Annotated in this window: 24 protein-coding genes and 1 pseudogene; 12 read left to right on the top strand and 13 right to left on the bottom strand. The window is 71.5% G+C overall.

Annotated features, from left to right (window positions below; genetic code table 11):
• The 3 genes and pseudogenes from H1A17_RS10030 to H1A17_RS10020 form a co-directional block, all read left to right on the top strand.
• Positions 1 to 341: pseudogene (locus H1A17_RS10030) on the top strand (hypothetical protein); the annotation flags it as partial.
• Positions 342 to 372: 31 nt separating this feature from the next.
• Complete coding sequence (locus H1A17_RS10025; protein ID WP_145917875.1) at positions 373 to 1,122, top strand: hypothetical protein; 750 nt, start codon at positions 373 to 375, stop codon at positions 1,120 to 1,122.
• Positions 1,123 to 1,255: 133 nt separating this feature from the next.
• The gene (locus tag H1A17_RS10020) at positions 1,256 to 2,212 is read left to right on the top strand and encodes a GNAT family N-acetyltransferase (RefSeq protein ID WP_194821706.1); all 957 of its coding nucleotides are present in this window, start codon (positions 1,256 to 1,258) and stop codon (positions 2,210 to 2,212) included.
• Between the two features lie 140 nt (positions 2,213 to 2,352).
• On the opposite strand, the gene H1A17_RS10015 is transcribed toward H1A17_RS10020, so the two are convergent.
• Entirely contained in the window at positions 2,353 to 2,808 is a 456-nt protein-coding gene (locus H1A17_RS10015) for a gamma-glutamylcyclotransferase (RefSeq protein WP_145917877.1), read from the bottom strand.
• Between the two features lie 106 nt (positions 2,809 to 2,914).
• On the opposite strand from H1A17_RS10015, the gene H1A17_RS10010 reads away from it, so the two are divergent.
• From H1A17_RS10010 to thrS, 3 genes are all read left to right on the top strand, one after another.
• Positions 2,915 to 4,318: an NAD(P)H-quinone dehydrogenase gene (locus tag H1A17_RS10010; protein WP_145917878.1), complete on the top strand. Its 1,404-nt coding sequence runs from the start codon at positions 2,915 to 2,917 to the stop codon at positions 4,316 to 4,318.
• Between the two features lie 497 nt (positions 4,319 to 4,815).
• Positions 4,816 to 5,094 (top strand): excalibur calcium-binding domain-containing protein, encoded by a 279-nt coding sequence (locus H1A17_RS10005; protein WP_145917879.1) that lies wholly within the window; start codon positions 4,816 to 4,818, stop codon positions 5,092 to 5,094.
• A 195-nt stretch (positions 5,095 to 5,289) separates the two neighbouring features.
• A complete protein-coding gene (gene thrS, locus H1A17_RS10000; protein WP_194821705.1) occupies positions 5,290 to 6,507 on the top strand; it encodes a threonine--tRNA ligase in 1,218 nt (405 codons plus the stop codon).
• 50 nt (positions 6,508 to 6,557) lie between these two features.
• Here thrS and H1A17_RS09995 read toward each other — a convergent pair whose 3' ends face one another.
• Genes H1A17_RS09995 through H1A17_RS09980 form a run of 4 tightly spaced genes read right to left on the bottom strand, consistent with a single transcriptional unit; the run spans position 6,558 to position 11,305 of the window.
• Complete coding sequence (locus tag H1A17_RS09995) at positions 6,558 to 8,576, bottom strand: ABC transporter ATP-binding protein (protein ID WP_194821704.1); 2,019 nt, start codon at positions 8,574 to 8,576, stop codon at positions 6,558 to 6,560.
• Complete coding sequence (locus H1A17_RS09990; RefSeq protein ID WP_194821703.1) at positions 8,573 to 10,306, bottom strand: ABC transporter ATP-binding protein; 1,734 nt, start codon at positions 10,304 to 10,306, stop codon at positions 8,573 to 8,575. The genes H1A17_RS09995 and H1A17_RS09990 overlap by 4 nt, the downstream gene beginning before the upstream one ends.
• The gene (locus H1A17_RS09985) at positions 10,300 to 10,833 is read right to left on the bottom strand and encodes a MarR family winged helix-turn-helix transcriptional regulator (RefSeq protein WP_145917883.1); all 534 of its coding nucleotides are present in this window, start codon (positions 10,831 to 10,833) and stop codon (positions 10,300 to 10,302) included. Before H1A17_RS09985 ends, H1A17_RS09990 begins: the two co-directional genes overlap by 7 nt.
• A gap of 25 nt (positions 10,834 to 10,858) precedes the next feature.
• On the bottom strand, positions 10,859 to 11,305 hold the full coding sequence (locus tag H1A17_RS09980) for a DoxX family protein (protein WP_145917884.1): 447 nt from the start codon (positions 11,303 to 11,305) through the stop codon (positions 10,859 to 10,861).
• 85 nt (positions 11,306 to 11,390) lie between these two features.
• Between H1A17_RS09980 and H1A17_RS09975 the strand changes: the two genes are divergently transcribed.
• Complete coding sequence (locus H1A17_RS09975) at positions 11,391 to 11,960, top strand: TetR/AcrR family transcriptional regulator (protein WP_194821702.1); 570 nt, start codon at positions 11,391 to 11,393, stop codon at positions 11,958 to 11,960.
• A 354-nt stretch (positions 11,961 to 12,314) separates the two neighbouring features.
• On the opposite strand, the gene H1A17_RS09970 is transcribed toward H1A17_RS09975, so the two are convergent.
• Both H1A17_RS09970 and H1A17_RS09965 read right to left on the bottom strand, forming a co-directional pair.
• The gene (locus H1A17_RS09970) at positions 12,315 to 13,754 is read right to left on the bottom strand and encodes a GuaB1 family IMP dehydrogenase-related protein (RefSeq protein WP_194821701.1); all 1,440 of its coding nucleotides are present in this window, start codon (positions 13,752 to 13,754) and stop codon (positions 12,315 to 12,317) included.
• Positions 13,755 to 13,837: 83 nt separating this feature from the next.
• Positions 13,838 to 15,589, bottom strand: coding sequence for a biotin carboxylase N-terminal domain-containing protein (locus tag H1A17_RS09965; RefSeq protein ID WP_194821700.1), 1,752 nt, complete (start codon positions 15,587 to 15,589; stop codon positions 13,838 to 13,840).
• A 146-nt stretch (positions 15,590 to 15,735) separates the two neighbouring features.
• Between H1A17_RS09965 and H1A17_RS09960 the strand changes: the two genes are divergently transcribed.
• The 3 genes from H1A17_RS09960 (at position 15,736) to H1A17_RS09950 (ending at position 18,205) form a co-directional block, all read left to right on the top strand.
• Entirely contained in the window at positions 15,736 to 16,356 is a 621-nt protein-coding gene (locus H1A17_RS09960) for a PadR family transcriptional regulator (RefSeq protein WP_145922565.1), read from the top strand.
• Positions 16,357 to 16,472: 116 nt separating this feature from the next.
• Complete coding sequence (locus tag H1A17_RS09955) at positions 16,473 to 17,432, top strand: ATP-binding cassette domain-containing protein (protein WP_145917888.1); 960 nt, start codon at positions 16,473 to 16,475, stop codon at positions 17,430 to 17,432.
• 17 nt (positions 17,433 to 17,449) lie between these two features.
• Positions 17,450 to 18,205 carry an ABC transporter permease gene (locus H1A17_RS09950; RefSeq protein WP_145917889.1) on the top strand — a complete coding sequence of 252 codons (756 nt, stop codon included), beginning with the start codon at positions 17,450 to 17,452 and terminating at the stop codon, positions 18,203 to 18,205.
• 174 nt (positions 18,206 to 18,379) lie between these two features.
• Here the strand turns inward: H1A17_RS09950 and H1A17_RS09945 are convergent, their stop codons facing one another.
• From H1A17_RS09945 to H1A17_RS09920, 6 genes are all read right to left on the bottom strand, one after another.
• Positions 18,380 to 19,033, bottom strand: a complete 654-nt coding sequence (locus tag H1A17_RS09945) for an O-methyltransferase (protein WP_145917890.1) — start codon at positions 19,031 to 19,033, stop codon at positions 18,380 to 18,382.
• A 9-nt stretch (positions 19,034 to 19,042) separates the two neighbouring features.
• Positions 19,043 to 19,699 carry a nucleoside triphosphate pyrophosphatase gene (locus tag H1A17_RS09940; protein WP_194821699.1) on the bottom strand — a complete coding sequence of 219 codons (657 nt, stop codon included), beginning with the start codon at positions 19,697 to 19,699 and terminating at the stop codon, positions 19,043 to 19,045.
• A gap of 10 nt (positions 19,700 to 19,709) precedes the next feature.
• A complete protein-coding gene (locus H1A17_RS09935) occupies positions 19,710 to 20,822 on the bottom strand; it encodes a S8 family serine peptidase (RefSeq protein ID WP_375372802.1) in 1,113 nt (370 codons plus the stop codon).
• 14 nt (positions 20,823 to 20,836) lie between these two features.
• Positions 20,837 to 22,192, bottom strand: coding sequence for a hypothetical protein (locus H1A17_RS09930; protein WP_194821697.1), 1,356 nt, complete (start codon positions 22,190 to 22,192; stop codon positions 20,837 to 20,839).
• Positions 22,189 to 22,659: a hypothetical protein gene (locus H1A17_RS09925; protein WP_145917893.1), complete on the bottom strand. Its 471-nt coding sequence runs from the start codon at positions 22,657 to 22,659 to the stop codon at positions 22,189 to 22,191. The genes H1A17_RS09930 and H1A17_RS09925 overlap by 4 nt, the downstream gene beginning before the upstream one ends.
• A gap of 127 nt (positions 22,660 to 22,786) precedes the next feature.
• Positions 22,787 to 22,999, bottom strand: coding sequence for an acyl-CoA carboxylase epsilon subunit (locus tag H1A17_RS09920; protein ID WP_194821696.1), 213 nt, complete (start codon positions 22,997 to 22,999; stop codon positions 22,787 to 22,789).
• 91 nt (positions 23,000 to 23,090) lie between these two features.
• Here H1A17_RS09920 and H1A17_RS09915 point away from each other — a divergent pair, with 91 nt between their 5' ends.
• Positions 23,091 to 25,196: a serine/threonine-protein kinase gene (locus H1A17_RS09915; protein WP_194821695.1), complete on the top strand. Its 2,106-nt coding sequence runs from the start codon at positions 23,091 to 23,093 to the stop codon at positions 25,194 to 25,196.
• Positions 25,197 to 25,288: 92 nt separating this feature from the next.
• Positions 25,289 to 25,522 (top strand): hypothetical protein, encoded by a 234-nt coding sequence (locus H1A17_RS09910; RefSeq protein ID WP_145917896.1) that lies wholly within the window; start codon positions 25,289 to 25,291, stop codon positions 25,520 to 25,522.
• The last annotated feature ends 62 nt before the right edge of the window (positions 25,523 to 25,584 follow it).

The following is a 25,584-nucleotide window of genomic DNA, read 5'->3' as shown; positions in this document are numbered from 1 at the left end:
CGGCGGCGCGGGCCGAACGGGCGAAGCGCCGCCGGACCCTGGACCGGGAGCTGGCGGCGGCGCGGGCCGCCCAGCGGCAGGCCGAACGGGAGCTGGACGGCACGACCACGGCCGAGCGGGACAGCGTCGCGGCGCTCGACCGGATCGAGGGTGAACTGGCCGAACTGGAGCGTCGTCGGGCCGTCGCCGAACAGGAGCTGAGCCGGGCCAAACTGGCCCGCCGGGCGGCCGAGCGGACGCTCACCGCGGCCCGCCGCCGCACCGGCGAGGTCGAGGGCGCGATCGAGGCGGTGGACGCCGAGGAGGCGGACCCCACGGCGGGCGGTGAGGAGGCAGACTGAACGCGATGAATGCGTGTTGCGGGCGTGCGGGATGACGCCGGAGCAGGTGGCCGCCGGGAGCAAACCCGCCGTGCTGGAGCTGGGGGAGTTGTTCAGCCGCTGCCCGGGGACCCTGCGTCGGGCCAGGACGATGGGCATCCCGAGCTGGGCTTTCTACGTCACCGGGCGGGCCGGCGCGCTGGGCGACATCCGGGCCGAGACGGTGGCGGCGGCGCTCGGCTTCCTCGCCCCGGAGGCGGTCGCCGACGGATGGGACACCGCCGTCCGGCTGGTCCGGCCGCTGGAGGTGGCCACCGCCCACCTGACCGAGTGCTGCCGGTGGGGTGCCCAGCATCTCGACGACCTGCCCGGCACACCCCGGCTGACCGCCCTGCTGGAACGGGTGGTGGCCGCCGCCGACGCGACGGGCATGCCGCTGTTCGCCGCCTGGCGGGCGATGCCGCTGCCCGCGCACGCCGAGGGCGCCCGGGCCGCCGTGGCGCTCCTGCTGCTGCGGGAACACTTCACCGGGGCCTACCTGCTCGCCGTGCGGGCCGCCGGGATGACCCCGCTGGAGGCGGTGCTGGCCGGGCCGGAGGGGGAGGCCGGGGCGGCGGCGTGCGGGTGGTCCCCGCCGTATCCGCCGGTCGGGCCGCTGGTGCGGCGTCGGCTCTGGGCCGAGGCGGTGACCGACCGGTTGGCCTCGGCCGGGTTCCGGGCGCTGCGTCCGGCCGAGGGCCGGGAACTGATCGAGTTGCTCACCGACGTGCGGGCCCGGCTCCGCGCCGACGCGGACGGCTGACCCGCCGACCGGGCCCGGTCTGACGCGGCCCCGCCTGTGCGATCAGCCGGCGGCCGGTCCCGGACCGGCGTGACCGGCCGGCGGACCGGAAAATCGGCGGCGGGGCGGCGGGCGGGCTGCCAGGATCTGCGGCGTGACGCTCCCCGCCGGCTGGACCGCCCGCCGCCCCACCCTCGACGACGTGCCCGCGCTGCTCGCCGTGGTGCACGCCGCCGACACGTTCGCCGTCGGCCACCCCGACTTCGACGCCGACGACGTCCGGGCCGCGCTGACCGCACCGTTCTTCGACCCGCAGCACGACTCCTGGGTGCTGACCGATCCTGATCAGCGGGTGGTCGGCTGGAGCGTGGTCGACAACCTGACCGGGGTGGGCCGCGAGTACGTCGACGTCTTCGTCGACCCGCACCGGGCGACGGCGCTGCGTGCCGTGCTGCTCGACCGGATGCTGCACCGGATCGCCGAGCGCGCCACCGAGCGGGGACGGCCCGCGCTGACCGCCCGCGCCGCCGTCTGCGCGCCGGAGACCCGCTGGGCCGGCGAGCTGACCTCCGCCGGGTTCACCCGGGCCAAACGGTACGTGCGGATGAGCCGGTCGCTGGCCGACCTGCCCGCCGAGCCGCCGCCCCCGCCCGGGGTGACCGTCCGGCCGCTGCGGGCCGGTGACGAGGCCGACCTGCGGCTGTTCCACCACATCCACGACATCGCCTTCCGGGACACCCCGGACTACGAGCCGGCCGGGTTCGAGGGCTGGCGGGACCGGCTCACCGACGGCGGGCGGGTCTGGGACGAGTGGTTCCTCGCCGAGGTCGACGGTGAGCCGGCCGGCGCGCTCAACTCGTCGGACCAGGCGCTGGAGCAGGATTCGGGCTGGGTGCGCACGCTGTCGGTGCTGCCCGCGTACCGGCGGCGCGGGGTGGGGGCGGCGCTGCTGCGGCGGGCGTTCACGGTCTACGCGGCCAAGGGCCGGGGCCACGCCGGGCTCGGCTTCGACCTGGCCAACCCGACCACCCCGGCCACCCTCTACCGCGCGGTCGGGCTGCACGAGACCCGCTGGATCGACCTGTACGAGCGGAGCGTGCCCGCCGCCTGAGCGTGCCCGCCGCCTGAGCGGGCCGGCCCCGGTGCGGGCCCGCTGCCGCCGGCCGGCCCGGTGTGGGCCGGGTGACGCCCGGCGGGGTCGCCGTCGGTTGGCCCCGCTGCCGGGAGCACACTGGACGGGTGCGATACGCGTTACGCCGAGGCGGTGCCGGTGGGGCGGGACCGCAGCTCGGAGACGTAGTCGTCGGGCGCGCCCGCCTTCTCGGCGGCGTTGGCGATCTCCGACAGGTACCAGGCGGTCGGCAGGCCACCCTCGTAGCCGTCGAAGACGTACACCCAGGCGGTCACGTCCCCGTCCAGCGTCGAGATCCGCACGGTGAGCTTGCGGTACGTGCCGGCGGTGACGCCCTCCAACTCGTCGAGCTGGGCGGCGTCGTACGGGTCGATGTCGTACAGCGCCACGAAGACCCGGTCGCCCGGGGACTCGACCACGGTGCTGACGGAACCCTCCCAGCCGATCACGTCCTCACCGGCGAAGGTCAGCCGCCACCCCTCCAGCCAGCCGACGCCCACCATGGGCGAATGCGGGCAGTAGGCCCGCATCCGGGCGGGGTCCAGGTTTGAGCCGTAGGCCGCGTAGTGACGCACGGCGATGACGATAGCCCGGCGGACGGGTGGGGGAGAATACGACAGTGCGTGTCGGACGGGTTCGGGAGAAGAAAGTCACTGTGAGCACCGAGGAAGGGCGAGGGCTGTGAGCCACATCGTGATCATCGGCGGGGGGCCGGCCGGCTACGAGGCGGCCCTGGTCGCCGCCCAGCTGGACGCCGACGTCACCGTGGTGGAGGCCGAGGGCGCCGGAGGCGCCTGCGTGCTCTCCGACTGCGTCCCGTCGAAGACCTTCATCGCCAGCTCGGAGGTGGTGACCGGCTACCGGGACACCGAGGAGTTCGGCATCCACTCCGACGGTCTGGAGGCGGTCACGGTCGACGCGCGGGCCGTGCACGAGCGGGTGAAGCGGCTCGCCCTGGCCCAGTCCGCCGACATCCACACCAAGCTGATCAAGGCCGGCGTGACCTTCGTCGCGGGCACCGCCCGGATCGGTGAGGATACTCTCGGTCACACCCACCGGGTCGTGGTCACCCCCGCCGACGGTGGCGGGGAGTACACGATCGACGCCTCCACCGTGCTGATCGCCACCGGCGCCACCCCACGCCAGCTTCCCACCGCGCTGCCCGACGGGGAGCGCATCCTCACCTGGCGGCAGGTGTACGACCTGCCCGAGCTGCCCGCCCACCTGATCGTGGTGGGCTCCGGCGTCACCGGGGCCGAGTTCGCCAGCGCCTACCTGGCGATGGGGGTCGAGGTGACCCTGGTGTCCAGCCGGGACCGGGTGATGCCGCACGAGGACGCCGACGCGGCGATGGCCATCGAGCACGTCTTCCGCAGCCGGGGCATGAGCATCCTCAACAACTCCCGGGCTGATGCGGTCCGACGCGTCGGCGACGGCGTCGAGGTGGTCCTCTCCGACGGTCGGGTGGTGACCGGTTCGCACGCCCTGATCGCCGTCGGCTCGATCCCGAACACCGCCGACCTCGGCCTCGCCGAGTACGGCGTCGAGCTGGCCAAGGGCGGTTACGTCACCGTCGACCGGGTGTCCCGTACCAACGTCCCCGGCATCTACGCCGCCGGCGACTGCACCGGGGTCCTGCCGCTGGCCAGCGTCGCCGCCATGCAGGGCCGGATCGCGATGTGGCACGCCCTCGGCGAGGCGGTCCGGCCGTTGCGGCTGCGTACCGTCGCCGCGAACGTGTTCACCGACCCGGAACTGGCCACCGTCGGCGTCTCCCAGGACGAGGCGGACGCCGGCCGGACCCTGGCCCGGCAGGTGATGCTGCCGCTGACCGGCAACGCCCGCGCCAAGATGGACGACCTGGCCGACGGGTTCGTCAAGCTGTTCTGCCGCCCGTCCACCGGGCAGGTGGTCGGCGGGGTGGTGGTGGCGCCCAAGGCCAGTGAGCTGATCCTGCCGATCACGATGGCGATCGAGAACAACCTCACCGTCAACGAACTGGCCCAGACCATCACCATCTATCCGAGCCTGTCCGGTTCGATCACCGAGGCCGCCCGCCAGCTCATGCTCCACGAACTCGAATGACCCCCTGACCCGGGTCGGGCGCCGGTCGTGGCGCACGTGGGCCGATGTAGCGGTATCGGAATGGCGGGATGCCGCTACATCGGTGACCACGGCCACCGTCGGTGACCGCGTGGCTGCGCGTACCAGGAGTGGTGTGCCGCCTGCCGCACGGCGGGTGCCGCCCAGCGCGGCCGGCGGTAGGGGGTCGGCGAAGCGGAGGGCGTCGGCGTACCGTTGAGTACGCGGCCCCCACACCGTCAGGTCCCCCGTTCCTGACGAGCGGGCCGCCGAGGGTCGCCGGCAGGTCCCGTGCCGGCGACCCTCCCCCTTTTCCGGCACCGCCACCCGCGACGGGTACCACGCGTCACTGCCGGTGCGACGCACCCGAGCCGAAATCGGGGGAGGGATGATCGCCGTTCGGGCACAGCGGTTGTCGGCACGCGGACATCAGGCTTAGCCCACGGGTGCCGCTCGGATAGCGTCCCGGGCCCAACCGACTTTCTTTCGGAGGCTCGCAGATGCTTTCCACGCTGGTGCGGGGCGCGCTCGTCGTGACCCTGGCGCTCGGCAGCACGCTCGTCGTCGTGACCGGCCCGGCCGAGGCGGGGGCGACGAGGTACAAGAACTGCACCGCGCTGAACAAGAAGTACAAGCACGGGGTGGGTAGGAAGGGCGCGAAGGACAAGGTCCGGGGCAGCACCAAGCCCGTCACGAACTTCACCGTGTCCGACGCGGTCTACGCGAAGAACACCCACCTGGACCGGGACAAGGACAAGGTCGCCTGCGAGAAGCGCTGAAAAATGCGGTCGCCCAGGGCGTCGCGGAGGTCGTACGGTGACGACATGCGCAGTGCCGTGGTGACCACGACGCCGGGAGATCCCGGCGTGCCGCACTGACGTCTTCCGTCGACGAGGCCCCGGGCGATCCGCCCGGGGCCTCGTGGCGTTGCGGGCACGGTCGCCTCCGGGTCGTACCCGATCAAGGAGCGCGACATGATCGATCACCGCAGGCTCGGCCGGGAGCTGGACCTGTTCGTCTCCGACCCGCTGGCGGGGGCCGGGCTGCCGATCTGGCTGCCGGCCGGCGCGGCGGCCCGGCACGCCGTCGAGGAGTACGTCCGTGAGCTGGAACGCCGGGCCGGCTACCAGCACGTGTACTCCCCACCGCTGGGCCGGCGGGAGCTGTTCGCGCTGTCCGGGCATCTCGGCTACTTCGCCGACGACATGTTCCCGCCGATGCGGCTGAGCGCCGACGACGAGTTCGTGCTCCGGCCGGCGCTCTGCCCGCACCACGCCCTGGTCTTCCGGGCCCGGCGCCGCTCCTACCGGGAGTTGCCGCTGCGGGTCGGCGAGCTGGGCGGAATGTACCGGGCGGAGCGGTCCGGGGTGCTCGGCGGGCTGGCCCGGGTACGGGCGATCTCGCTCAACGACGCGCACAACTTCTGCACCCTCGACCAGGTCGGCGACGAGGTCCGGGAGATCCTACGGCTGATCCGCCAGGCGCACGCGGCGCTCGGCGTCCGCCCGGCGGGGTTCCGGTTGTCGCTGCGCGGGCCGGGCGCGAGGTACGTCGGGGACGACGCGTCCTGGGCGCGCGCCGAGGAGCTGCTCCGGGCCGCGCTCGACGGGGTGGACCACGAGGAGGCACCCGGCGAGGGGGCCTTCTACGGTCCGAAGATCGACATCCAGGTGGTCGACCCGGCCGGCCGGGAGTCGACCATCTCCACCGTGCAGCTCGACTTCGACAAACCGGAGAAGTTCGACCTGTCGTACACCGATGCGGCAGGTGCCCGGCAACGGCCGGTGCTGGTGCACCGCAGCCTGGTCGGGAGCATGGAACGGCTGTTCGCCTACCTGATCGAGGCGCACGAGGGTGCCTTCCCGCCCTGGTACGCCCCGGTGCAGCTGCTGCTCCTGCCGGTCGACGCCGGGCAGGCCGACGCGGTGGCCCGGGTGGCCCGGCGGGCGGTCGACGCCGGGCTCCGGGTCGAGGTGGACTCCGCCAGCTCGCTGGGTGCCCGGGTGCGTGACGCGGCCCGCCGCCGGGTGCCGTACGTCGGGGTGGTCGGGGCCCGGGAGGCCGCCGACGACGCGGTGGCCCTGCGGCTGCGCGACGGCCGCAGCCTCGCCCCGATGCCGGCGGCGGACGCGGTGCGGCTGATCGGCGCGGTGGTGGCGGCCCGCTCGGCGGAGCTGCTCCCGGCCGGCTGACGGCTCGCACCGGGGGCCGGGGCGTCGTGCCCCGGCCCCCGGTGCGCCGCTCAGCCCCCGACCGGTGCCGGCGCGGCCCCGTCGTCGACCACCGCCGCGGCGAACTGCGCCTGGTAGAGCCGGTGGTACGCGCCCCGCGCGGCGAGCAGTTGCTGGTGGGTGCCCTGCTCGACGATCCGCCCGTTCTCCATCATCAGGATCAGGTGGGCGTCGCGGATCGTGGACAGCCGGTGGGCGATGACGAAGCTGGTCCGGTCCGACCGCAGCGCCGCCATCGCCCGTTGCAGCAGCACCTCGGTACGGGTGTCCACCGAACTGGTCGCCTCGTCCAGGATCAGCAGCGACGGCTCCGCCAGGAACGCCCGCGCGATGGTGATGAGCTGCTTCTCACCGGCGCTGACGTTGCTGCCCTCCTCGTCGATGACGGTGTCGTACCCGTCGGGGAGGCTACGGACGAACCGGTCCACGAAGGTGGCCCGCGCGGCGGCGAGGATCTCCTCCTCGGTGGCGTCCGGCCGGCCGTAGGCGATGTTGTCCCGGATGGTGCCGCCGAACAGCCAGGTGTCCTGGAGCACCATGCCGATCCGGCCGCGCAGGTCGTCGCGGCGCAGCGTGGTGATGTCCACCCCGTCGAGGGTGATCCGCCCGGAGTCCAGCTCGTAGAAGCGCATCACCAGGTTGACCAGGGTGGTCTTGCCGGCGCCGGTCGGGCCGACGATGGCCACGGTGTGACCGGGTTCGGCGACCAGGGACAGGTCGTCGATCAGCGGGGTCTCCGGGTCGTACCGGAAGGAGATGCGCTCGAACTCGACCCGGCCGTGCGGTTCGAGGACCCGGGCCGGGGCGGCCGGGTCGGGGCTCTGCTCGTCGGCGTCGAGCACGGCGAAGACCCGTTCGGCGGAGGCCACCCCGGACTGGAGCAGGTTCGCCATCGAGGCGACCTGGGTCAGCGGCTGGGTGAACTGCCGCGAGTACTGGATGAACGCCTGCACGTCACCGAGGCTCATCGCCCCGGAGGCCACCCGCAGCCCACCGACCACGGCGATCGCCACGTAGCTGAGGTTCCCGACGAACATCATCGCCGGCATGATGATCCCGGAGATGAACTGGGCACCGAAGCTGGCCCGGAACAGTTCCTCGTTCTTGGCGTGGAAGGTGGCCTCCACCTCCGGCGAGCGGCCGAAGACCTTGACCAGCTCGTGACCGGTGAACGCCTCCTCGATCTGGCCGTTCAGCTCACCGGTGTGGGTCCACTGGGCGATGAACTTCTGCTGCGACCGCTTGGCGATCTGCTGCGTCACGATCACCGACAGCGGCACCGCGACCAGCGCGACCAGCGCCAGCAGCGGCGAGATCCAGAACATCATCGCCAGCACGCCGACCACGGTCAGCAGCGAGGTGAGCAGTTGGCTCAGCGTCTGCGACAGGGTCTGCGAGATGTTGTCGATGTCGTTGGTGACCCGGCTGAGCAGCTCACCCCGGGGTTGCTTGTCGAAGTAGGGCAGCGGCAGCCGGTTGAGTTTCTCCTCCACCTCGGCGCGCAGCCGCAGCACGGTGGCCTGCACGACCCCGTTGAGCAGCCAGCCCTGCCACCACATCAGCAGGCTGGCGGCCACGTACAGGCCGAGTGCGAACAGCAGGGTCCGGCCGAGGGCGTCGAAGTCGATGCCCGCCCCGGGGACCACGTCCATCCGGGCGACCATGTCGGCGAGGTTGTCGTTGCCGGCGGCCCGCATCCCGGCCACCGCCTGGTCGACGGTGGCGCCGGGGGGAAGCTGCCGGCCGATCACCCCGGCGAAGATGATGTCGGTGGCGTGGCCGAGGATCTTCGGCCCGATCACGCTGAACCCGACACTGGTCACCGCCAGGGCGATGATGCCGCTCAGCGTCACCCGGTGCGGTCGTAGCCGACCGAGCAGCCGGCGGGCCGACGGCCCGAAGTTCATCGACTTCTCCGCCGGCATGCCGGCGTTCATCCAGGGCGGCCCGCCGCTGCGCCGGCCGGCCGCCGGCAGCCGCTTCGGCGTGGTCGTCTCCGGGGCCTTCTTCTGCTCGGGTACGGCGGTCATGCCGGCACCCCCGCCGTCTGCTGCGACGCCACGATCTCGGCGTACGTCGGGCAGGTGTCGAGCAGTTCGTCGTGTCGGCCCATCCCGACCACGCCTCCGTCCTCCAACACGATGATCTGGTCGGCGTCGATGATGGTGGAGACCCGCTGGGCCACGATCACCACGGCCGCGTCGGCGGTGACCGGGCGCAACGCGGCCCGCAACCGGGCGTCGGTGCCCAGGTCGAGCGCCGAGAACGAGTCGTCGAACAGGTAGATCTCCGGCTTACGGACGAGCGCCCGCGCGATGGCGAGGCGTTGCCGCTGCCCGCCGGAGACGTTCGTGCCGCCCTGCGCGATCGCCGCGTCCAGGCCGCCGGGCATCTGGGCCACGAAGTCGCGGGCCTGGGCGATCTCCAACGCCGTCCACAGTTCCTCGTCGGTGGCGTCGGGGTTGCCGTAGCGCAGGTTGCTCGCCACCGTGCCGGTGAACAGGTACGGCTTCTGCGGCACCAGACCGATCCGCCGCCACAGTTCCTCCGGGGCCAGCTCGCGCACGTCGACCCCGTCGACCAGCACCGTGCCGGCGGTCGGGTCGACCAGCCGGGGGATCAGGGTCAGCAGGGTGGTCTTGCCGGCGCCGGTCGAGCCGATCACGGCGGTGGTCCGCCCCGGGGTGGCCCGGAACGAGATGTCGTGCAGCACCGGCGCGCTGGCCCCCGGGTACTGGAAGGCGACGCCGCGCAGTTCCAGCTCCCCGTGGCCGTGGACCCGGGTGACCGGGTTGGCCGACGGGACCACCGAGGACTCGGTGTCCAGCACCTCGGTGACGCGTTCGGCGCAGACCGCCGCACGCGGCACCATCATCAGCATGAAGGTGGCCATCATGACGGCCATCAGGATCTGCATCAGGTACGCCAGGAAGGCGGTCAGCGCGCCGATCTGGATCTGCCCGGAGTCGACCCGTTGGGCGCCGAACCACAGCACGGCGACGCTGGAGACGTTGAGCACCAGCATCACCACCGGGAAGATCAGCGCCATCAGCCGGCCGACCCGCAGGGCGGTGGCGGTCAGGTCGGCGTTGGCCACCCCGAACCGCTGCGTCTCGTACGGCTCGCGGACGAACGCCCGGACCACCCGGATGCCGGTGATCTGCTCGCGGAGCACCCGGTTGACCGTGTCGATGCGGGTCTGCATGAGCCGGAAACCGGGCACCATCTGGCGGATGACCAGGCCGAGCGCGACGGCGAGCACCGGCACGCTGACCAGCATCAGCCAGGACAGGCCGATGTCCTCCCGCAGCGCCATCACCACCCCGCCGACGCTCATGATCGGCGCGGCGACCAGCATGGTGCAGCTCATCAGCACGAGCATCTGCACCTGTTGCACGTCGTTGGTGTTGCGGGTGATCAGCGAGGGCGCGCCGAAGCGGGCCACCTCGCGGGCGGAGAACCGGTTGACCTGCCCGAAGATCGCCGCGCGGACGTCCCGGCCGAAGGCCATCGCGGTCCGCGCGCCGAAGTAGACCGCCGTCACCGCGCAGGCGATCTGGACCAGACTGACCAGCAGCATCCAGCCGCCGGTACGGATGATGTAGTCGGTGTCGCCCCGGGCCACCCCGAGGTCGATGATGTCGGCGTTGAGGCTCGGCAGGTAGAGCGAGGCCATCGTGCCGACGAACTGGAGCAGCACCACCGCGCCCAGCGGCCGGTGGTAGGGCCGCAGGTAGCGGCGCAGCAGGCTGATCAGCACGGACGGCTCCCGGGCCTCGGGTGGTCGGTCGATTCCTGGTCCTGTGTTGTTGTCAACCTCTTGTCCTCCCCGTCGGACATGGTCGTGATGACCTCGATCAGGAAATCCCGGATCACCTCGCGTCGGGCCGGGTCGGCGTCGACGGGGGTGAGCGGGGTGTCGGTGCGCATCCGGTCGACCAGGGAGCGGGTGTGTTCCCGCCCCTTGTCGGTCAGCGCCAGTCGTACGCTGCGCCGGTCGGCGTCGTCGCGGCGACGCTCGACGAAGCCGTCCCGTTCGAGGGTGTCGACGATCCCGGTGAGGGTGGCGGGCCGGACGAAGCAGCGGTCGGCGACGTCCCGGTGGGTGGCGTCGTCGAGGTGGTTCAGGGTGAACAGCACCCGCATCCCGGCCGGGGTCAGGCCGTGGTGTTCGGCCAGGTAACGACCCCAGTGCTGGTCGACGAGGTGGCCGGCGACCGACAGCAGCCGCCCGAGCGGCACGTCACGGAGCACGGCGGGAAAGACGATAAGTGGTTCCCTCTGCACGCTGAGTATGTTAGCCCCCAAACCGTCAGGGGCCAAACAGAATGGTCAGGGCGGTGCCGACGTACACGATCTGCATCGCCGTACGCGTGCCGAGCGGGGTGACCGGGCGGCCCGCCAGCGTCAGGCGTCGCCGGGCCGCCGAGACGTTCGCGGGGAACATCGCCACCAACAGCAGTGCCAGCCCGGCGGCGGCCGGACGGGCGGTGGCCGGGATCAGCAACCCGACCGCGCCGGCCAACTCCAGCACGCCGGTGACCGTGACCAGCATGCCGGGTCGGGGTAGCCGGGGCGGGACCATGGCGATCAGATCCTCCCGGCGGGGCGAGACGAAGTGAGCGAAACCGGTCATGACGAACAGTAGTGCCAGCCCGACGCGGAGTGCGGGGTGCCAGCCGTCGAGCGCGTCCACGCCGGCCAGCCCGGCCAGACGCGCGACGACGGAGCCGACGATCAGAGCGATAAACGGAACCACGGCTACCTCCTCGGTGGCAAATCTTTATGCTGACAAGATTCGATCGCCGATGGCCTTCTTGTCAATGCAAAGTTATCCTGGTGTCATGACCGTCACCCGGCCCTACCACCACGGCGACCTGCCCCGCGTCCTGCTCCAGGCGGCGGTGACGGCGATCGAGGAAGCCGGGCCGGCGGCCCTGAGCCTGCGCGACCTCGCCCGCCGCACCGGTGTCTCCCACGCCGCCCCGACCCACCACTTCGGCGACAAGGCGGGGCTGCTCACCGCCCTCGCCGTCGAGGGGTTCGACCTGCTCGCCGCCGCCCTGACCGCAGCCGGCGACGACCTGCTCGACGTGGGCGTGGCGTACGTGGACTTCGCCGTCCGCCACCGGGCGCACTTCGAGGTGATGTTCCGACCCGACCTCTACCGGGCCGACGCCCCCGAGGTCCGGGCCGCCCGGGAACGGGCCGGCGCGGCACTGCACACCGGCGTGGCGACCCTGCCGCCGGACCGGGCCGAGCCGGGCGAGGCGCGCACGGACGCGCTGGCCGCCTGGTCGATCGTGCACGGCTTCGCCACCCTCTGGCTCTCCGGCGCACTCCCCCCCGACGTCGAGGCCGACCCCCGCACCGCCGCCCGCACCGTCATCCGCCGCCTCTTCCCCCCACCCTGACCCCCCACCGGCCTCCCCTCCCAGCCCGTCCCCCTCACGTCCGCCCTCCCCGCCCCGCCCTCCCCGCCCCGCTCTCCCCGCCCTCGCCCCGGCCCGTCTCGCCCCGGTGATCAAGAAGTTTGCGTCAGACCACCGCTCTGAGTTGACGCAAACTTCTTGATCACCGGAGTCGGCGGGGTGGCTGGGGTGGTGATCAAGAGGAAAAGGTCAGCCATCGGGGTGGGGGTGACGTAAACCTCTTGATCACCGGGGCGGGGCAGGGGGAGAGACAAGGGCGGGGCAGGGGGAGAGACAAGGGCGGGGAGAGGGCGCGGGGGCGGGGGAGGTGGGAGGGAGGCAGGGTAGGAGGAGGAGTTACCAGCTGGTGGGGAGGGGCATGCCTTCGGTGTAGCCGGCGGTGCTCTGGACGCCGACGAGGGCGCGCTCGTGGAACTCGTCCAGGGTGCGGGCGCCGGCGTAGGTGCAGGCGCTGCGTACCCCGGAGACGATCTCGTCGATCAGGTCCTCGACGCCGGGTCGGGCCGGGTCCAGGTACATCCGGGCGGTGGAGATGCCCTCCTCGAAGATCGCCTTCCGGGCCCGGTCGAAGGCGCTGTCCTCGGCGGTCCGGGCGCTGACCGCCCGCGACGATGCCATCCCGAAGCTCTCCTTGTAGCGTCGCCCGTCCGGCTCGGTGTAGAGGTCACCCGGCGACTCGTAGGTGCCGGCGAACCAGGAGCCCACCATCACGTTGGACGCCCCGGCGGCCAGTGCCAGCGCCACGTCCCGGGGGTGGCGTACCCCGCCGTCGGCCCAGACGTGCCGGCCGAGGGCGCGGGCCGCCGCCGCGCAGTCCAGCACGGCGGAGAACTGGGGCCGGCCGACCCCGGTCATCATCCGGGTGGTGCACATCGCGCCCGGCCCCACCCCGACCTTGACGATGTCCGCGCCCGCCTCGACCAGGTCGCGTACCCCTTCGGCGGTGACCACGTTGCCGGCCGCCACCGGCACCGGGGGGTCGAGCTTTCGGACCGCCCGCAGCGCGGACATCATCCGTTCCTGGTGCCCGTGCGCGGTGTCCACCACCAGGGTGTCCACCCCCGCCGCGAGCAGCGCCTCGGCCTTGCCGGTGACGTCACCGTTGATGCCGACCGCCGCCGCGATGCGCAACCGTCCCCGGTCGTCGACGGCCGGCTTGTAGAGGGTGGCCCGCAGCGCGCCCTGCCGGGTGAGCACCCCGACCAGGCGGCCGTCGTCGTCGACCACCGGGGCCAGTCGCCGCCGTCCCGCGTTGAGCCGCTCGAATCCGGTACGGGGGTCGGCGTCGGCCGGCACGGTGTGCAGCTCGGTCGACATCACGTGCTGGAGTTGGGCGAACCGGTCCACCTCGTGGGTGTCCGCCTCGGTGACCACCCCCACCGGCCGGCCCGCCTCGTCGACCACCACCACCGCGCCGTGCGACTTCTTGGGCAGCAGGTGGATGGCGTCACCGACGGTGTCGGTCGGGTGCAGCGTGATCGGGGTGTCGTGCACCAGGTGCCGCTGCTTGACCCATTCGACCACGGTGGCGACCACCTCGATCGGGATGTCCTGCGGGATGACCGCGATCGCGCCGCGCCGGGCCACCGTCTCGGCCATCCGGCGGCCGGCCACCGCCGTCATGTTCGCCACCACCAGCGGGATGGTGGTGCCGGTGCCGTCACCGGTGGACAGGTCGACGTCGAGCCGCGAACCCACCTCGGACCGGGCCGGGGCCATGAAGACGTCGTTGTAGGTCAGGTCGTGCGCGGGCACCGCGCCATGAAGGAACCTCACCCGGCCATCATTCCCGCTTCCGGCCCGTCCCGCCGCCGTCGGTGGCTCACACCACCCTGCCCCGGTGGGCGTACGGCGGCGAATCAGGAGATGGTGCAGATCGCCGCTCCGGCGGTGAGCACCGCGCCCACCTCGGCGGCGAGCCCGGTGACCGTGCCTGCCTTGTGGGCGTGCAACGGCTGCTCCATCTTCATCGCCTCCAGGACGACGACGAGGTCCCCCTCGGCGACGGTGTCCCCGTCCGCGACGGCGATCTTGACGATGGTGCCCTGCATGGGGGAGGTGAGCGCGTCGCCGCTGACCGCCGTACCCGTGCCGGTGCCGCCACCCCGGCGGGCCGGCCTGCGGGCGGCGGGGGCGGCGGTGGTCGTACCCCCGGTGAGGCCGGCGGGGAGGGTGACCTCCAGCCGCTTGCCGCCCACCTCGACCACGACGGTCTCGCGCGCCGCCGCCGTCTCGGCGGGGGCGGCGGTCGGGGTGAACGCCGGGACGGTGTTGTCGAACTCGGTCTCGATCCACCGGGTGTGCACGGTGAACGGCTCGGTGGTGAACGCCGGGTCGCGTACGACGAGGCGGTGGAACGGCAGCGCGGTGGCCATCCCCTCGACGACCATCTCGTCGAGCACCCGGCGGGCCCGCTCGATCGCCTCGGCGCGGGTCTCGCCGGTGACGATCACCTTGGCCAGCAGCGAGTCGAAGTTGCCGCCGATCACGTCGCCCGCGCTCACCCCGGTGTCGACCCGGACGCCGGGGCCGGTGGGCAGGCGCAGCGCGGTGATGGTGCCGGGCGCGGGGAGGAAGTTGCGGCCCGGGTCCTCGCCGTTGATCCGGAACTCGATGGCGTGCCCGCGCGGGACCGGGTCCCCGGTGAACCGCAGTTTCTCACCGTCGGCGATCCGGAACTGCTCGCGGACCAGGTCGACGCCGGCGGTCTCCTCGGTGACCGGGTGCTCCACCTGGAGTCGGGTATTGACCTCCAGGAAGGAGATGGTGCCGTCCGCGCCGACCAGGTATTCCACCGTGCCCGCGCCGTGGTAGCCGGCCTCCCGGCAGATCGCCTTGGCGCTGTCGTGGATCTGGCTGCGCTGCGCGTCGGTGAGGAACGGCGCGGGGGCCTCCTCGACCAGCTTCTGGTGCCGTCGTTGCAGGGAGCAGTCCCGGGTGCCGACCACGATCACGTTGCCGTGCCGGTCGGCCAGCACCTGCGCCTCGACGTGCCGGGGCTGGTCGAGGTAACGCTCGACGAAGCACTCGCCGCGACCGAACGCGGCGACCGCCTCCCGGGTGGCCGACTCGAACAGGTGCGGGATCTCCTCCAGGGTGCGGGCCACCTTGAGGCCGCGCCCGCCGCCGCCGAAGGCGGCCTTGATGGCGACCGGCAGGCCGTGTTCGACGGCGAAGGCGGTCACCTCGTCGGCGTCGGCGACCGGATCGGCGGTGCCCGGGACCAGGGGCGCGCCGGCCCGCTGGGCGATGTGCCGGGCGGTGACCTTGTCGCCGAGGTCGCGGATCGCCTGCGGGGTCGGGCCGATCCAGGTCAGGCCCGCGTCCAGCACGGCCTGGGCGAAGTCGGCGTTCTCGGAGAGGAAGCCGTAACCGGGGTGTACGGCGTCCGCGCCGGCCCGCCGGGCCACCTCGATCAGCTTGTCGATGCGCAGGTAGCTGTCGGCGGCGGTGTCACCACCGAGGGCGTACGCCTCGTCGGCGAGGGTGGCGTGCAGGGCGTCCCGGTCGGAGTCGGCGTAGACGGCGACGCTGCCCAGACCGGCGTCGCGACAGGCCCGGATGACACGGACGGCGATCTCGCCACGGTTCGCGATGAGTACCTTGCGCACCTGGTGCTCCTCCCGGGGTCGTTGCCTGGGGAGTGTATCGGCAGCCCGGAGGCCCCCTAACGATCACTCAGTGTGGGATGTCGCACTGTGGGCCCGGTCGACTAGTCAAACTTGGTTATTACGCTTGTACGGTGTCTGCGACTCGGTTGATGATCCTGGGGCTGGTCCGGTGGATGCAGCCCGTGCACGGCTACGACGTACGCCGCGAGCTGTTGAGCTGGAGTGCCGACAAGTGGGCGAACGTGCAGCCCGGCTCGATCTATCACGCGCTGCGCAAGCTGGCCGAGGAGGGACTGTTGCGGACGGTCGCCACCGAGCAGGTCGGTGCCCGACCGGCGCGCACCACGTACGAGGTGACGCCGAAGGGGGACGACGAGTTCGAGACGCTGCTGCGGGCGCAGTGGTGGCAGCTGCACGAGGTGGCCGACCCGTTCGTGGCGGCCTTCTCGTTCCTGCCGGCGATGCCCCGCGAGGAGGCGGCGGCGGCGCTGCGCAACCGGGCGAACCTGCTGCGCGCCGGTGTCGAGTCGATGCGTGCCTCGTTGGACTCGGACTGGGTGCGCACCAGCAAGCCGGTGCACGTGAGCTGGATGTTCGAGCTGTGGCTGGCCCGGGCCGAGGCGGAGATGGCCTGGTGCGGGCGGATCGCCGAGCGGATCGACTCGGGGGTGTCGTACCTGCCTGCTGGGCTGACGGGGACGGAGGGCTGGTCCGGCTGGACCGACGGCGGTCCGCCGCGCGACAAAAAAAGCAATAATCAACGTTGACCATAAGAGCTATATCGCGTTAGCCTGCTTCCGGCCCGTTGGCGGGAGCACGCCGCATGGCGTCACGGGGGCAGACGACGGCCGGCACCACCCGGCCCGGACGACCAGGAGCAGAGATGATCGAGACCAGGGGGCTGCGGAAGTCGTTCCGCTCCCGGCAGGGTCGGGAGACGAAAACGGTCGACGCCGTCCGGGGGGTGAACCTCCAGGTCCCGGCGGGGGAGATCTTCGGCTTCCTCGGCCCCAACGGCGCCGGCAAGACCACCACCCTGCGGATGCTCGCCACGCTCATCGAGCCGGACGGCGGTGAGGCCACCATCGCGGGCGCCGACCTGCGCAAGGACCCGGCCGAGGTGCGCCGCCGGATCGGCTACGTGGCCCAGGGCGGCAGCACCTGGGACGAGTGCACCGCCCGCGAGGAACTCGTCCTGCACGCCCGGATGTACGGCATCGGCAAGGCCGACGCGCACCGCCGCGCCGTCCGCGCCCTGGAGGCCTTCCAGCTCACCGAGTACGCCGACCGCAAGTGCAAGACCTACTCCGGCGGCCAGCGGCGACGGGTGGAGATCGCCCTCGGCATCATCCACGAGCCGAAGATCGTCTTCCTGGACGAGCCGACCACCGGCCTCGACCCGCAGAGCCGCGCGCACATGTGGGACGAGATCCGCCGGCTGCGTACCGAGGGGATGACCGTCTTCATCACCACCCACTACCTCGACGAGGCCGACGCGCTCTGCGACCGGATCGCGATCATGGACCACGGCGAGGTGGTCGCCGAGGGCACCCCGGCCGAGCTGAAGCGGGAGATCTCCGGCGACGTCGTGCTGGTCGGCCTGGACGTGGCGAGCACCCCGCAGGCCGCCGAACTCCTCGACGGCGAGGAGTACCTCAACAAGCTGGAGACCGTCGACGAGGGCGGGCTGCGCCTCTACGTCGACGAGGGTGCCACCGCCATCCCGCAGATCCTGCGCCGGCTCGACCACGCCGGGCTGGTCATGAGCTCCATCGAGCTGCACCGCCCCAGCCTCGACGACGTCTTCCTCACCAAGACCGGCCGCTCGCTGCGCGAGTCCTGAGACACCGGAGACCACGGATGAAATTCGCCCGCGACACCTGGCTGATCTTCCAACGCCAACTCCAACTGCTGCTGCGCAACCCGGTCTGGGTCTTCGTCGGCGTCTTCCAGCCGGTGATGTACCTGCTGCTCTTCGCCCCGCTGCTCAAGCCGGCGCTGAACGCGCCCACCCAGGCTGCCGCGTACAAGATCTTCGTACCCGGCCTGCTGGTGCTGCTGGCCATCTTCGGCGGGCTGTTCCAGGGCTTCGGCCTGATCGCCGAGCTGCGCGCCGGGGTCATCGAGCGGTCCCGGGTCACCCCGATCAGCCGGCTCGCCCTGCTGCTCGGCCGCTCTCTGCGCGACGTCGTCTCGCTGATCGTGCAGGCGGTCATCATCACCCTGCTGGCGCTCCTGTTCGACCTGCGGGTCTTCATCGGGGACCTGCTGCTGGCGTACCTGATGCTGGCCCTGATCGCGCTGATGACCTCGGCCGTCTCGTACGGCGTCGCGCTCAAGGTCAAGAGCGAGGACGCGCTCGCCCCGCTGATGAACACCGTGGCCCAGCCGGTGCTGCTGCTCTCCGGCATCCTGCTGCCGCTCACCTTCGCCCCCGGCTGGCTCCAGGGGGTCGCCGAGTGGAACCCGTTCTCCTGGGCGGTCGACGGCACCCGCGCGTTGTTCGCCGGTGACCTCGCCAACGACAAGGTGTGGCAGGGGCTGGCCATCATCGCGGTGCTCGCCGCCGCCGGCGTCTTCTGGGCGGCCCGCCAGTTCGCCCGCAGCGTCCGCTGAGGGTCGTCGCCACCCCGGGCGGGGCCCGGTCACGCGCTCGTCGCGTCAGACCGGTGCCCCGCCGTGGGGGAGGTGATCGACCTCATGTCGCCAATTCAGCGGTATCGGTGCGAGGTGGACACCACAACATCGGCCCAGGGGAGGCGATCTTGCCAGGCTCCCCCGACCGGCCGGTCAGCGCACCCGGGCGAGGGTGACGCCGTCGGCGAGAGGCAGCAGTACCGCGTCGACACGTACGTCGGCCAGCACCTCGTCGTTGAAGGCGGCGATCGCCCGGTCGGCCTCGTCGCGCGGGGCGAGCACCCGGCCGGCGCGCAGCGTGTTGTCGACCGCGATCACCCCGCCCGCCCGCATCCGGGGCACCAACTCCGCCCAGTACACCGGATAGCCGACCTTGTCGGCGTCGATGAAGGCGAAGTCCAGGTGACGCTCGTGCGGCAACTCCCGCAGCGTCTCGGCGGCCGGACCGATCCGCAACTCGATCCGGTCGGCCACCCCCGCCCGCTGCCAGTACGACCGCGCGATGCCGGTGAACTCCTCCGAGATGTCGAAGCAGGTCAACCGGCCGTCCTCGGGCAGCCCCCGGGCGATCGCCAGCGACGACAGCCCGGTGAACGTGCCCACCTCGACGGCCTGCCGTACGCCCAGCAACCGGGTCAGGAAGGTGAGGAACGCCGCCTGCTCCGGCGCCACCTGCATCTCGGCGTGCGCCGGCAGCACCGCCCGGGTCTCCTCCGCCAGGTCACGGATGATCTCGTCCGGCGGAGAACCATGGGCGACGATGTAGGCCTGTAGTTCCGGCGTCAGCGGCAACGGCTTCGTGGTCATGACCGGACGTTAGCCGAGCGGCTCGACCTCCTGGGCTCCCGGCGCGACCTTCGTCCACAGGTCCGTGATGCTCAGCCCCAGATCGTGCAGGAGCTGACGGAGCAGCGGCAACGACAACCCGACCACCGTGCCCGGATCGCCCTCGATCCCGGTCAGGAACGCCCCACCCAACCCGTCGATGGTGAACGCGCCGGCCACCGCCAACGGCTCGCCCGTGGCCACGTACGCCGCGATCTCCGCATCGGTGACGTCGGCGAAGTGCACGACCGTCGAGGCCACCGCCCCGACCCGCGATTCGTGCCCCACGTCGACGAGGTAGTGGCCGGTGTGCAGCACCCCGCTGCGTCCGCGCATCCGCTCCCACCGGCGGGTCGCGTCGGCCGCGTCCGCCGGCTTACCGAGGATCTCACCGTCGAACGCGAGCACCGAATCACAGCCCAACACGAGCGTCCGCTCGTCCGGAGTGGAACGTAGCCGGTCGGCGACGGCCTGCGCCTTGCGCCGGGCCAACTCCAGGCACAGATCCTCGGCCCGTTCCGCGACCACCAGGGATTCGTCGACGCCGCTGACCAGCACGTCGGGTTCGATCCCGGCAGCCTGGAGCAACTTGCGGCGGGCGGGGCTCTGCGAGGCGAGCACGAGACGGAGCGGCAGGGAGTTCGACACGGGACCGACGCTACCGGCTGATTCTCGGCGGCGGGTCGTCGGCACGTCGACGTCGACGCCACACCAGGAACCCGCCGCCGGCCGCCACGATCACCCCCAACGTGACCCACCCCCGCACGGCGGCATCGCCGTCGCCGTCACCGCCGGCAGGCTGCGCGGCGGCACTCGTCGCGCCGCCCGGCGGGGTCACCGTCGCACCCTCGAAACCGAGCGGTGGTACGTCGGCGGTGAGCGCGGCCACCAGGTCGATGACGCCGTAGCCGTACTGGTCGTCCCGGCCGGGCGGACCCTTGTCGACAGCCGTCGCGGTGAGGCGGTGGACGACCTCGGCGGCGGGGAGGTGGGGGTACTTCGAGCGGACCAACGCCGCCGCCCCGGCCACAATGGCGGTGGCATCGGACGTCCCGGTGCCCTTGCGGTACTTGCCATTGATGCTGGTGCTGTAGATGTCCACCGCCGGAGCAACAACATCAATCTCCGGCCCACTCACAGAAATCGGTGCATGTGCGCCGTCTCGGCCGATGCCGGCAACTGCTAGTACGCCCTTATCCGCAGCGGGGTATAAGACGCCGCTGTCATCAGGCGTATTGCCGGCGGCTGCAATGATAACTACATCTGCCTGGAGTGCGGTTTTGACTGCTGCCCGTAGGCGGTCATTCGCGGGTCCGCCGCTGGAAATGCAAACTATTCGCGCGCCGCGTTTAGTGGCAAACTCAAGACCGGCGGCCATCAAGTCTGCAGTCGACTCGCCTTGCGGCGAGACGTTAATGGGCAAGATTCTAGCTTTCGGGGCGATGCCTAAAGCTCCTTCGCGGCCCTTGCCGTGAGCTGCAATTAGGCCGGCCATGCCAGTTCCGTGGCCGTTGCGGTCCCGTTGTCCGTTGCCTTCCCCTGCTGTCAAGTCTGTTCCTGGAAGAAGGTTTCTGGCTAGGTCCGGGTGTGGTGAAACGCCAGTATCCGGAAGTGCAACCACAACTCCTTCCCCTTGGCTAATGGATTGCGCCTCCGCTGTCTTCAGGTAGCGGAGGTGCCACTGGTCTCTCCGGATTCGAGCTGCGTCGTCTGCCAGAGGATCGGCGCTGGGCAGAAGTGTGGCGGTAATTGTAAGTGCGGTAAACGCAATTACAAAAATATGCTTCACCGGTTGAAGCCGATTGCCGGCCCTGGATCTATAGGCCCGCCGTCTTCGGGCGGGCGAACGACAGGCGTTACCCCGTCTTCAACTTCCCAAGGATGGTCGGGGTCCCAGCGCTTGCCGGCTTTGCTGGGTCTGTCGCTTTCGTCGTTCCATTTCGGAATTGCCCCTGCTGGGGTGGCCCCGAAGGGCAGATTCTGACTCCCGCTCGGTTGTCGACCGCCAGGTCGTGAGCCGGCCCCTCCGGCTGGTGCTGTTCCGGCAGCTCCGCCACCGATTACGCCGCCGATTGGATTGATTCTCCGCGGCGGCACCGGGTTTCCTTGTTGGGAAAAGCCCATGGCGGGGGTGCTGCCGATTGTTCCGTTCGGGGGTGCTGGACGGGGAGGTGTCCGCTGAGGTGTCTCGGGCTTCCCTTCGTTCAGTGCTCGAACAGGCTTGGTGTCCAACCGCTTGTTGGCGCCGACATAATCCGTGTGACCCGGGGAGGGGATAGAGGACGGAAAAGGTGGTTGTTGTATGCCGCCCGGAGGTACGCCAACTGAAGGCGCTGCGCCTATTGCTGTGGGAATTTGTGGAGAAGTGGCGGTGCCTGCGTTGCCTAGAATGGGCCCATTTTGAAGTGGTGTCGGAGTCGATGCTCTCCGGTTTATGGTCGATGACTGACGCGCGCCCACGTCGCCGCTTATTGAAATTGGGACAGGGGTAATCGGTGGAATTGCTGCGATAGTTCCTGCGCCATTGTAGGCATCTGAGCTTGAATGATCTTTAACGGGAATTCGTGACGGTGTAGGTGGGGGTTTTTGGAGCATGGCTTGGGCTTGTTGGAGTTCGCTGCTGAGCCCGAACATCAACCCCCGTGCCTGCACGTTGAGTCGTTCCAGGTCCGCGTCGGTCACCGGCGGGTCCACCACCCGGCTGCCGGCCGCCGCTTTGGGATCGGCCAGCGTCGCCTCGTACCCGCGCTTGCGGGCGAGCTTTTCGGCGTAGTCGTCGCGTATCCGCTTGAGTTCCGGCCTGGTGCTGTCGATGGCGCGGGTGACGGCGGCGAGGGCGTCGTGGTTGGCGGCTGCCGTGTCGTGGGTGCGCTGCACCTTGCTGATCAGCTCGTCCAGTTCCCCGAGGTACGTCCTGGCGGCGGCGTTCGTGGCCGGCGGCCACGCCTCGGCGAGGCCGGCGCGGTACTGCCGGAGTTGCCGCAGGTGGTTCTGGGCGAGTTCACAGACCTTGCGCCATCCGGCGACGTGCTTCCAGTGCCCCGGCGTCTCCTGGTCCTGGAGGCACGCCCACATGCTGAGCACGTCCATCAGTTGCCAGTCGGTGAGGCCGGACGTCCGGCCGCTGCCCCGTTCGATCACGGCAGCACCACCGGGCCCGGGTTCTCCGGGCTGTTGGGTTCGGGGGCCGTCCACGAGGAACGGTCGGTGAGCAGGGTGGACGCGGTGCTCTGCGGGTTGTGCAGGGCGCGTTCGACGTCGGTCACCCGGGCGTCGGCGAACGCGTCGGAACCCTGGTAATCGGCGGCGATCCGGTGGGCGGCGGCGGCCAGCCGGCCGGTGTTGCCGGCCAACCCGTGCACCAGGTCGGAGGTGGCCTGCTGAGTTTCCCAGTGCGCCTGGAGGAAGTGCACCAGTTCGATGAAGGCGTCGCACGGGTTGGGCACTGCGGCGGTCATGTCGTCGGCGATGTACCGCAGGTGCGGCGTGTAGTTCCGGTCGACCTCGTGCTGGAGCCGGTCGGCGAACTCCCGCATCTGTCGGATGTCGGCCTCGATGCCGCCGTAGCCACCCGACCCGGAAGCTGGGCGGCCCTCCTCTGGGATCACTGGTCCTCCCGACTGTCACGACGCCGTCTCCCAGAGTGAGGTTAGTGGTAAGGCGTCGATCTCGGCAGCCCCGGGCCGAGTGGCGGGGGCGACTGCGCGTACCCGAGCCGCGCAGCGGGGGAGAGCGTCAGCGGGGCAGGCCGGAGGCGCGCCAGGCACCGTGACCGGGCGCGGGGGTCGCGCCGGCCGGGCGGGCGCTGCGCGCCCACGCGGACCCCGCCACCGGCGGGGGCGGGCCGGCCGGCCGGGAACGGAGCGCGAGCGCGCCCACCAGCGCGGCCAGTTCCTCGGCGGTCGGGACCCCCCGGACGATCCGGAACAGCGGCTCTTCGGCAGACATGACGCCAGGGTACGCGTCGACAACTTGACCCACGTCGCACAGTGGCGTGCCGGCGGTGTACGCGTTGGTGGGGCCGGGTACCGTCTCACCGATGTCTGACGTACCTTCCCAACTCGTCGCTGACCGGTACCGGCTGCTCTCGCCGCTCGGTCAGGGCGGCATGGGCCGGGTCTGGAAGGCCCGCGACGAGGTGCTGCACCGGGACGTCGCCATCAAGGAACTCGTCCCGCCGCCCAGCCTGACCGACGACGAGCGCCGCGAGATGCGGGAACGGTCGTTGCGGGAGGCGCGGGCGATCGCCCGGCTCAACCACGTCAACGTGGTCCGCATCTTCGACGTGCTGCGCACCGACGGCGACCCGTGGATCGTCATGGAGTACGTGGCGTCGAAGTCGTTGCAGGACACCCTCGCCGAGGACGGTCCGGTTCCGGCGTCCCGCGCGGTGGAGATCGGGCTGGGCGTGCTGGGCGCGTTGAAGGCCGCCCACAAGGCCGGTGTCATGCACCGGGACGTCAAGCCGGGCAACGTGCTGCTCGGCACCGACGGTCGGGTGGTGCTGACCGATTTCGGACTGGCCACCATCCCGGGCGACCCGAACGTCACCCGCACCGGCATGGTGCTCGGTTCACCGGCGTACATCGCGCCGGAGCGGGCCCGGGACGGCACCGCCGGGCCGGAGGCGGACCTCTGGTCGTTGGGGGCGACGCTCTACGCGGCGGTGGAGGGCAAGTCGCCGTACGCCCGGCCGTCGGCGATCGGCACCCTGGCCGCGTTGGCCACGGAGCCGTTGCCGCCGGCCAGGAACGCCGGCCCGTTGAAGCCGGTGCTGACCGGCCTGCTCCGCAAGGACCCGACCGAGCGGATCACCGCCGAGGTCGCCGAGCGCATGCTGCGCCGCGCCGCCGGCAAGCGGGCCAGGGGCATCTCCCTGCTCGACGGGGTCCGCCGACCGGGGCCGAACGGTCCGCGCGAGCCACGTACCCCGGTGGTGCCGGCGCCCCGCCCGGCGCAGGGCGGGACCGGCGCGAAGACCTCGTCGTCCCTGGCCGCCGCAGCGGGAGCCGCCACCGGTGCCGCAGCCGCGAAGGCGGCGGCGGACAGCGCCACCGCGAACGACAGCGCCGCCACGCGGGTCACGGCGGGCGGTGCCACCGCGACGGGTGGCGCGGCGGAACCGACGGTCGTCACCGGCGCGTCGACGGTGGGTGCGGACGCCACCGCGACGGTGCCGGCCGGGGTGGACGCCGGACCCACCACGAAGGTCACCCCGCCGACCGGGGCCGACGCCGCGTCGACCGGCCCGGGGGATTCGGCCGACGCCCCCGCGACCGGCGAGGCTGTCGCACCGGCCGACGCGGACGCCGCACCGACCAGCAAGATCGACCCACCGGTCCGCGCCGGTCGTTCCGACCAGCCCCCGCCGGCCAACCCCACCGCCGTGCTGGACGCGCCGGTCAGCCCGCCCGCCGGGTCCGCCGGGGTCGCCTCCGTCCCGGTGTACGACGGGACGCCACCGGACCACAAGCGCCGTAACCTGCTGATCGGTGCGCTGGTCGCGGTGCTGCTGGTGGGGTTGGCGCTGGCCGTCCCGCTGCTCACCCGCTCCGACGACCCGGAGAACGGCACCCCGCAGGCCACCGACCCGACGAGCGCCGTCGCCTCCTCCGCCGCCCCCACGTCGGCTCCGGCACCCCCGCCCCCGACCAGCGCCGCGCCCAGCCCGACGCCGTCGGCCACCCCCTCCACCGACCCGAACGCGCTGCCCGAGGGTTGGGAGATGTACCAGGGGCCGACGTTCAAGGTCCCGGTGCCGAAGGGCTGGCGGCGCAGTGTCCGTTCCGACTCGGTGGTCATCACCGAGCCGAACGGGGTGCGGGAGCTGTTCATCCAGTGGACGTCCAGTCCCAAGAAGGACGCGGTCGCCGACTGGAAGGAGCAGGAACCTAACCGGAGCAACTACGTCAACAACTACCAGTACCTCGACATCAAGGCGTGCGGCGGCTACCGCACCTGCGCCGACTGGGACTGGCTGGAAACCCGGGACAACACCCGCATCCACGTCCGCAACCGGGGCTTCGTCACCGCCACGAACCGGGGCTACGCGATCCGGTGGGAGGTCGCGGCGAAGGAGTGGAACGCCAACCTGGCCAACTTCGCCCTGATCACCAGCCGGTTCGTGCCGGACCGGAAGAACTGATCCCGGGGGATTCCCGCCGGGGGTGAAATCGTTTCGCATGACTTTCCGTCATCCGGGGTATCTGACCCGGGACGACGGAAGGAGGTAGCGAGATGAGTTACCGACGCAGGGACGCCCGGCCGCGACTGGCACTGTGGATGCTCGTCGCTCTCGGCGATGTCGTCCTGCTGCTGCTCAGCGCCGGCGTGGCCGCGCTGGTCGTGTCGATCGCCGTCGTGACGGTCGCCGCCGCCGGGGTCGCCGCCTGGCGGCTGAGCCGACGGGCCGCGACGACCACCGCCACGGATGCCGTGACCATGCCGTTGACCAGCCGGAAGAGCGCCTGACCCGACTCTGGTCGTCGACCGCGACGGCGGCAGCGGGACCAGCCATCGACCGTACGGTGATG

Source organism: Micromonospora sp. S-DT3-3-22, assembly GCF_015354745.1.
Lineage (GTDB): Bacteria > Actinomycetota > Actinomycetes > Mycobacteriales > Micromonosporaceae > Micromonospora > Micromonospora wenchangensis.
The sequence above is the reverse complement of the archived record's forward strand: the minus strand, read 5'-3'. Positions and strand labels throughout refer to the sequence as shown.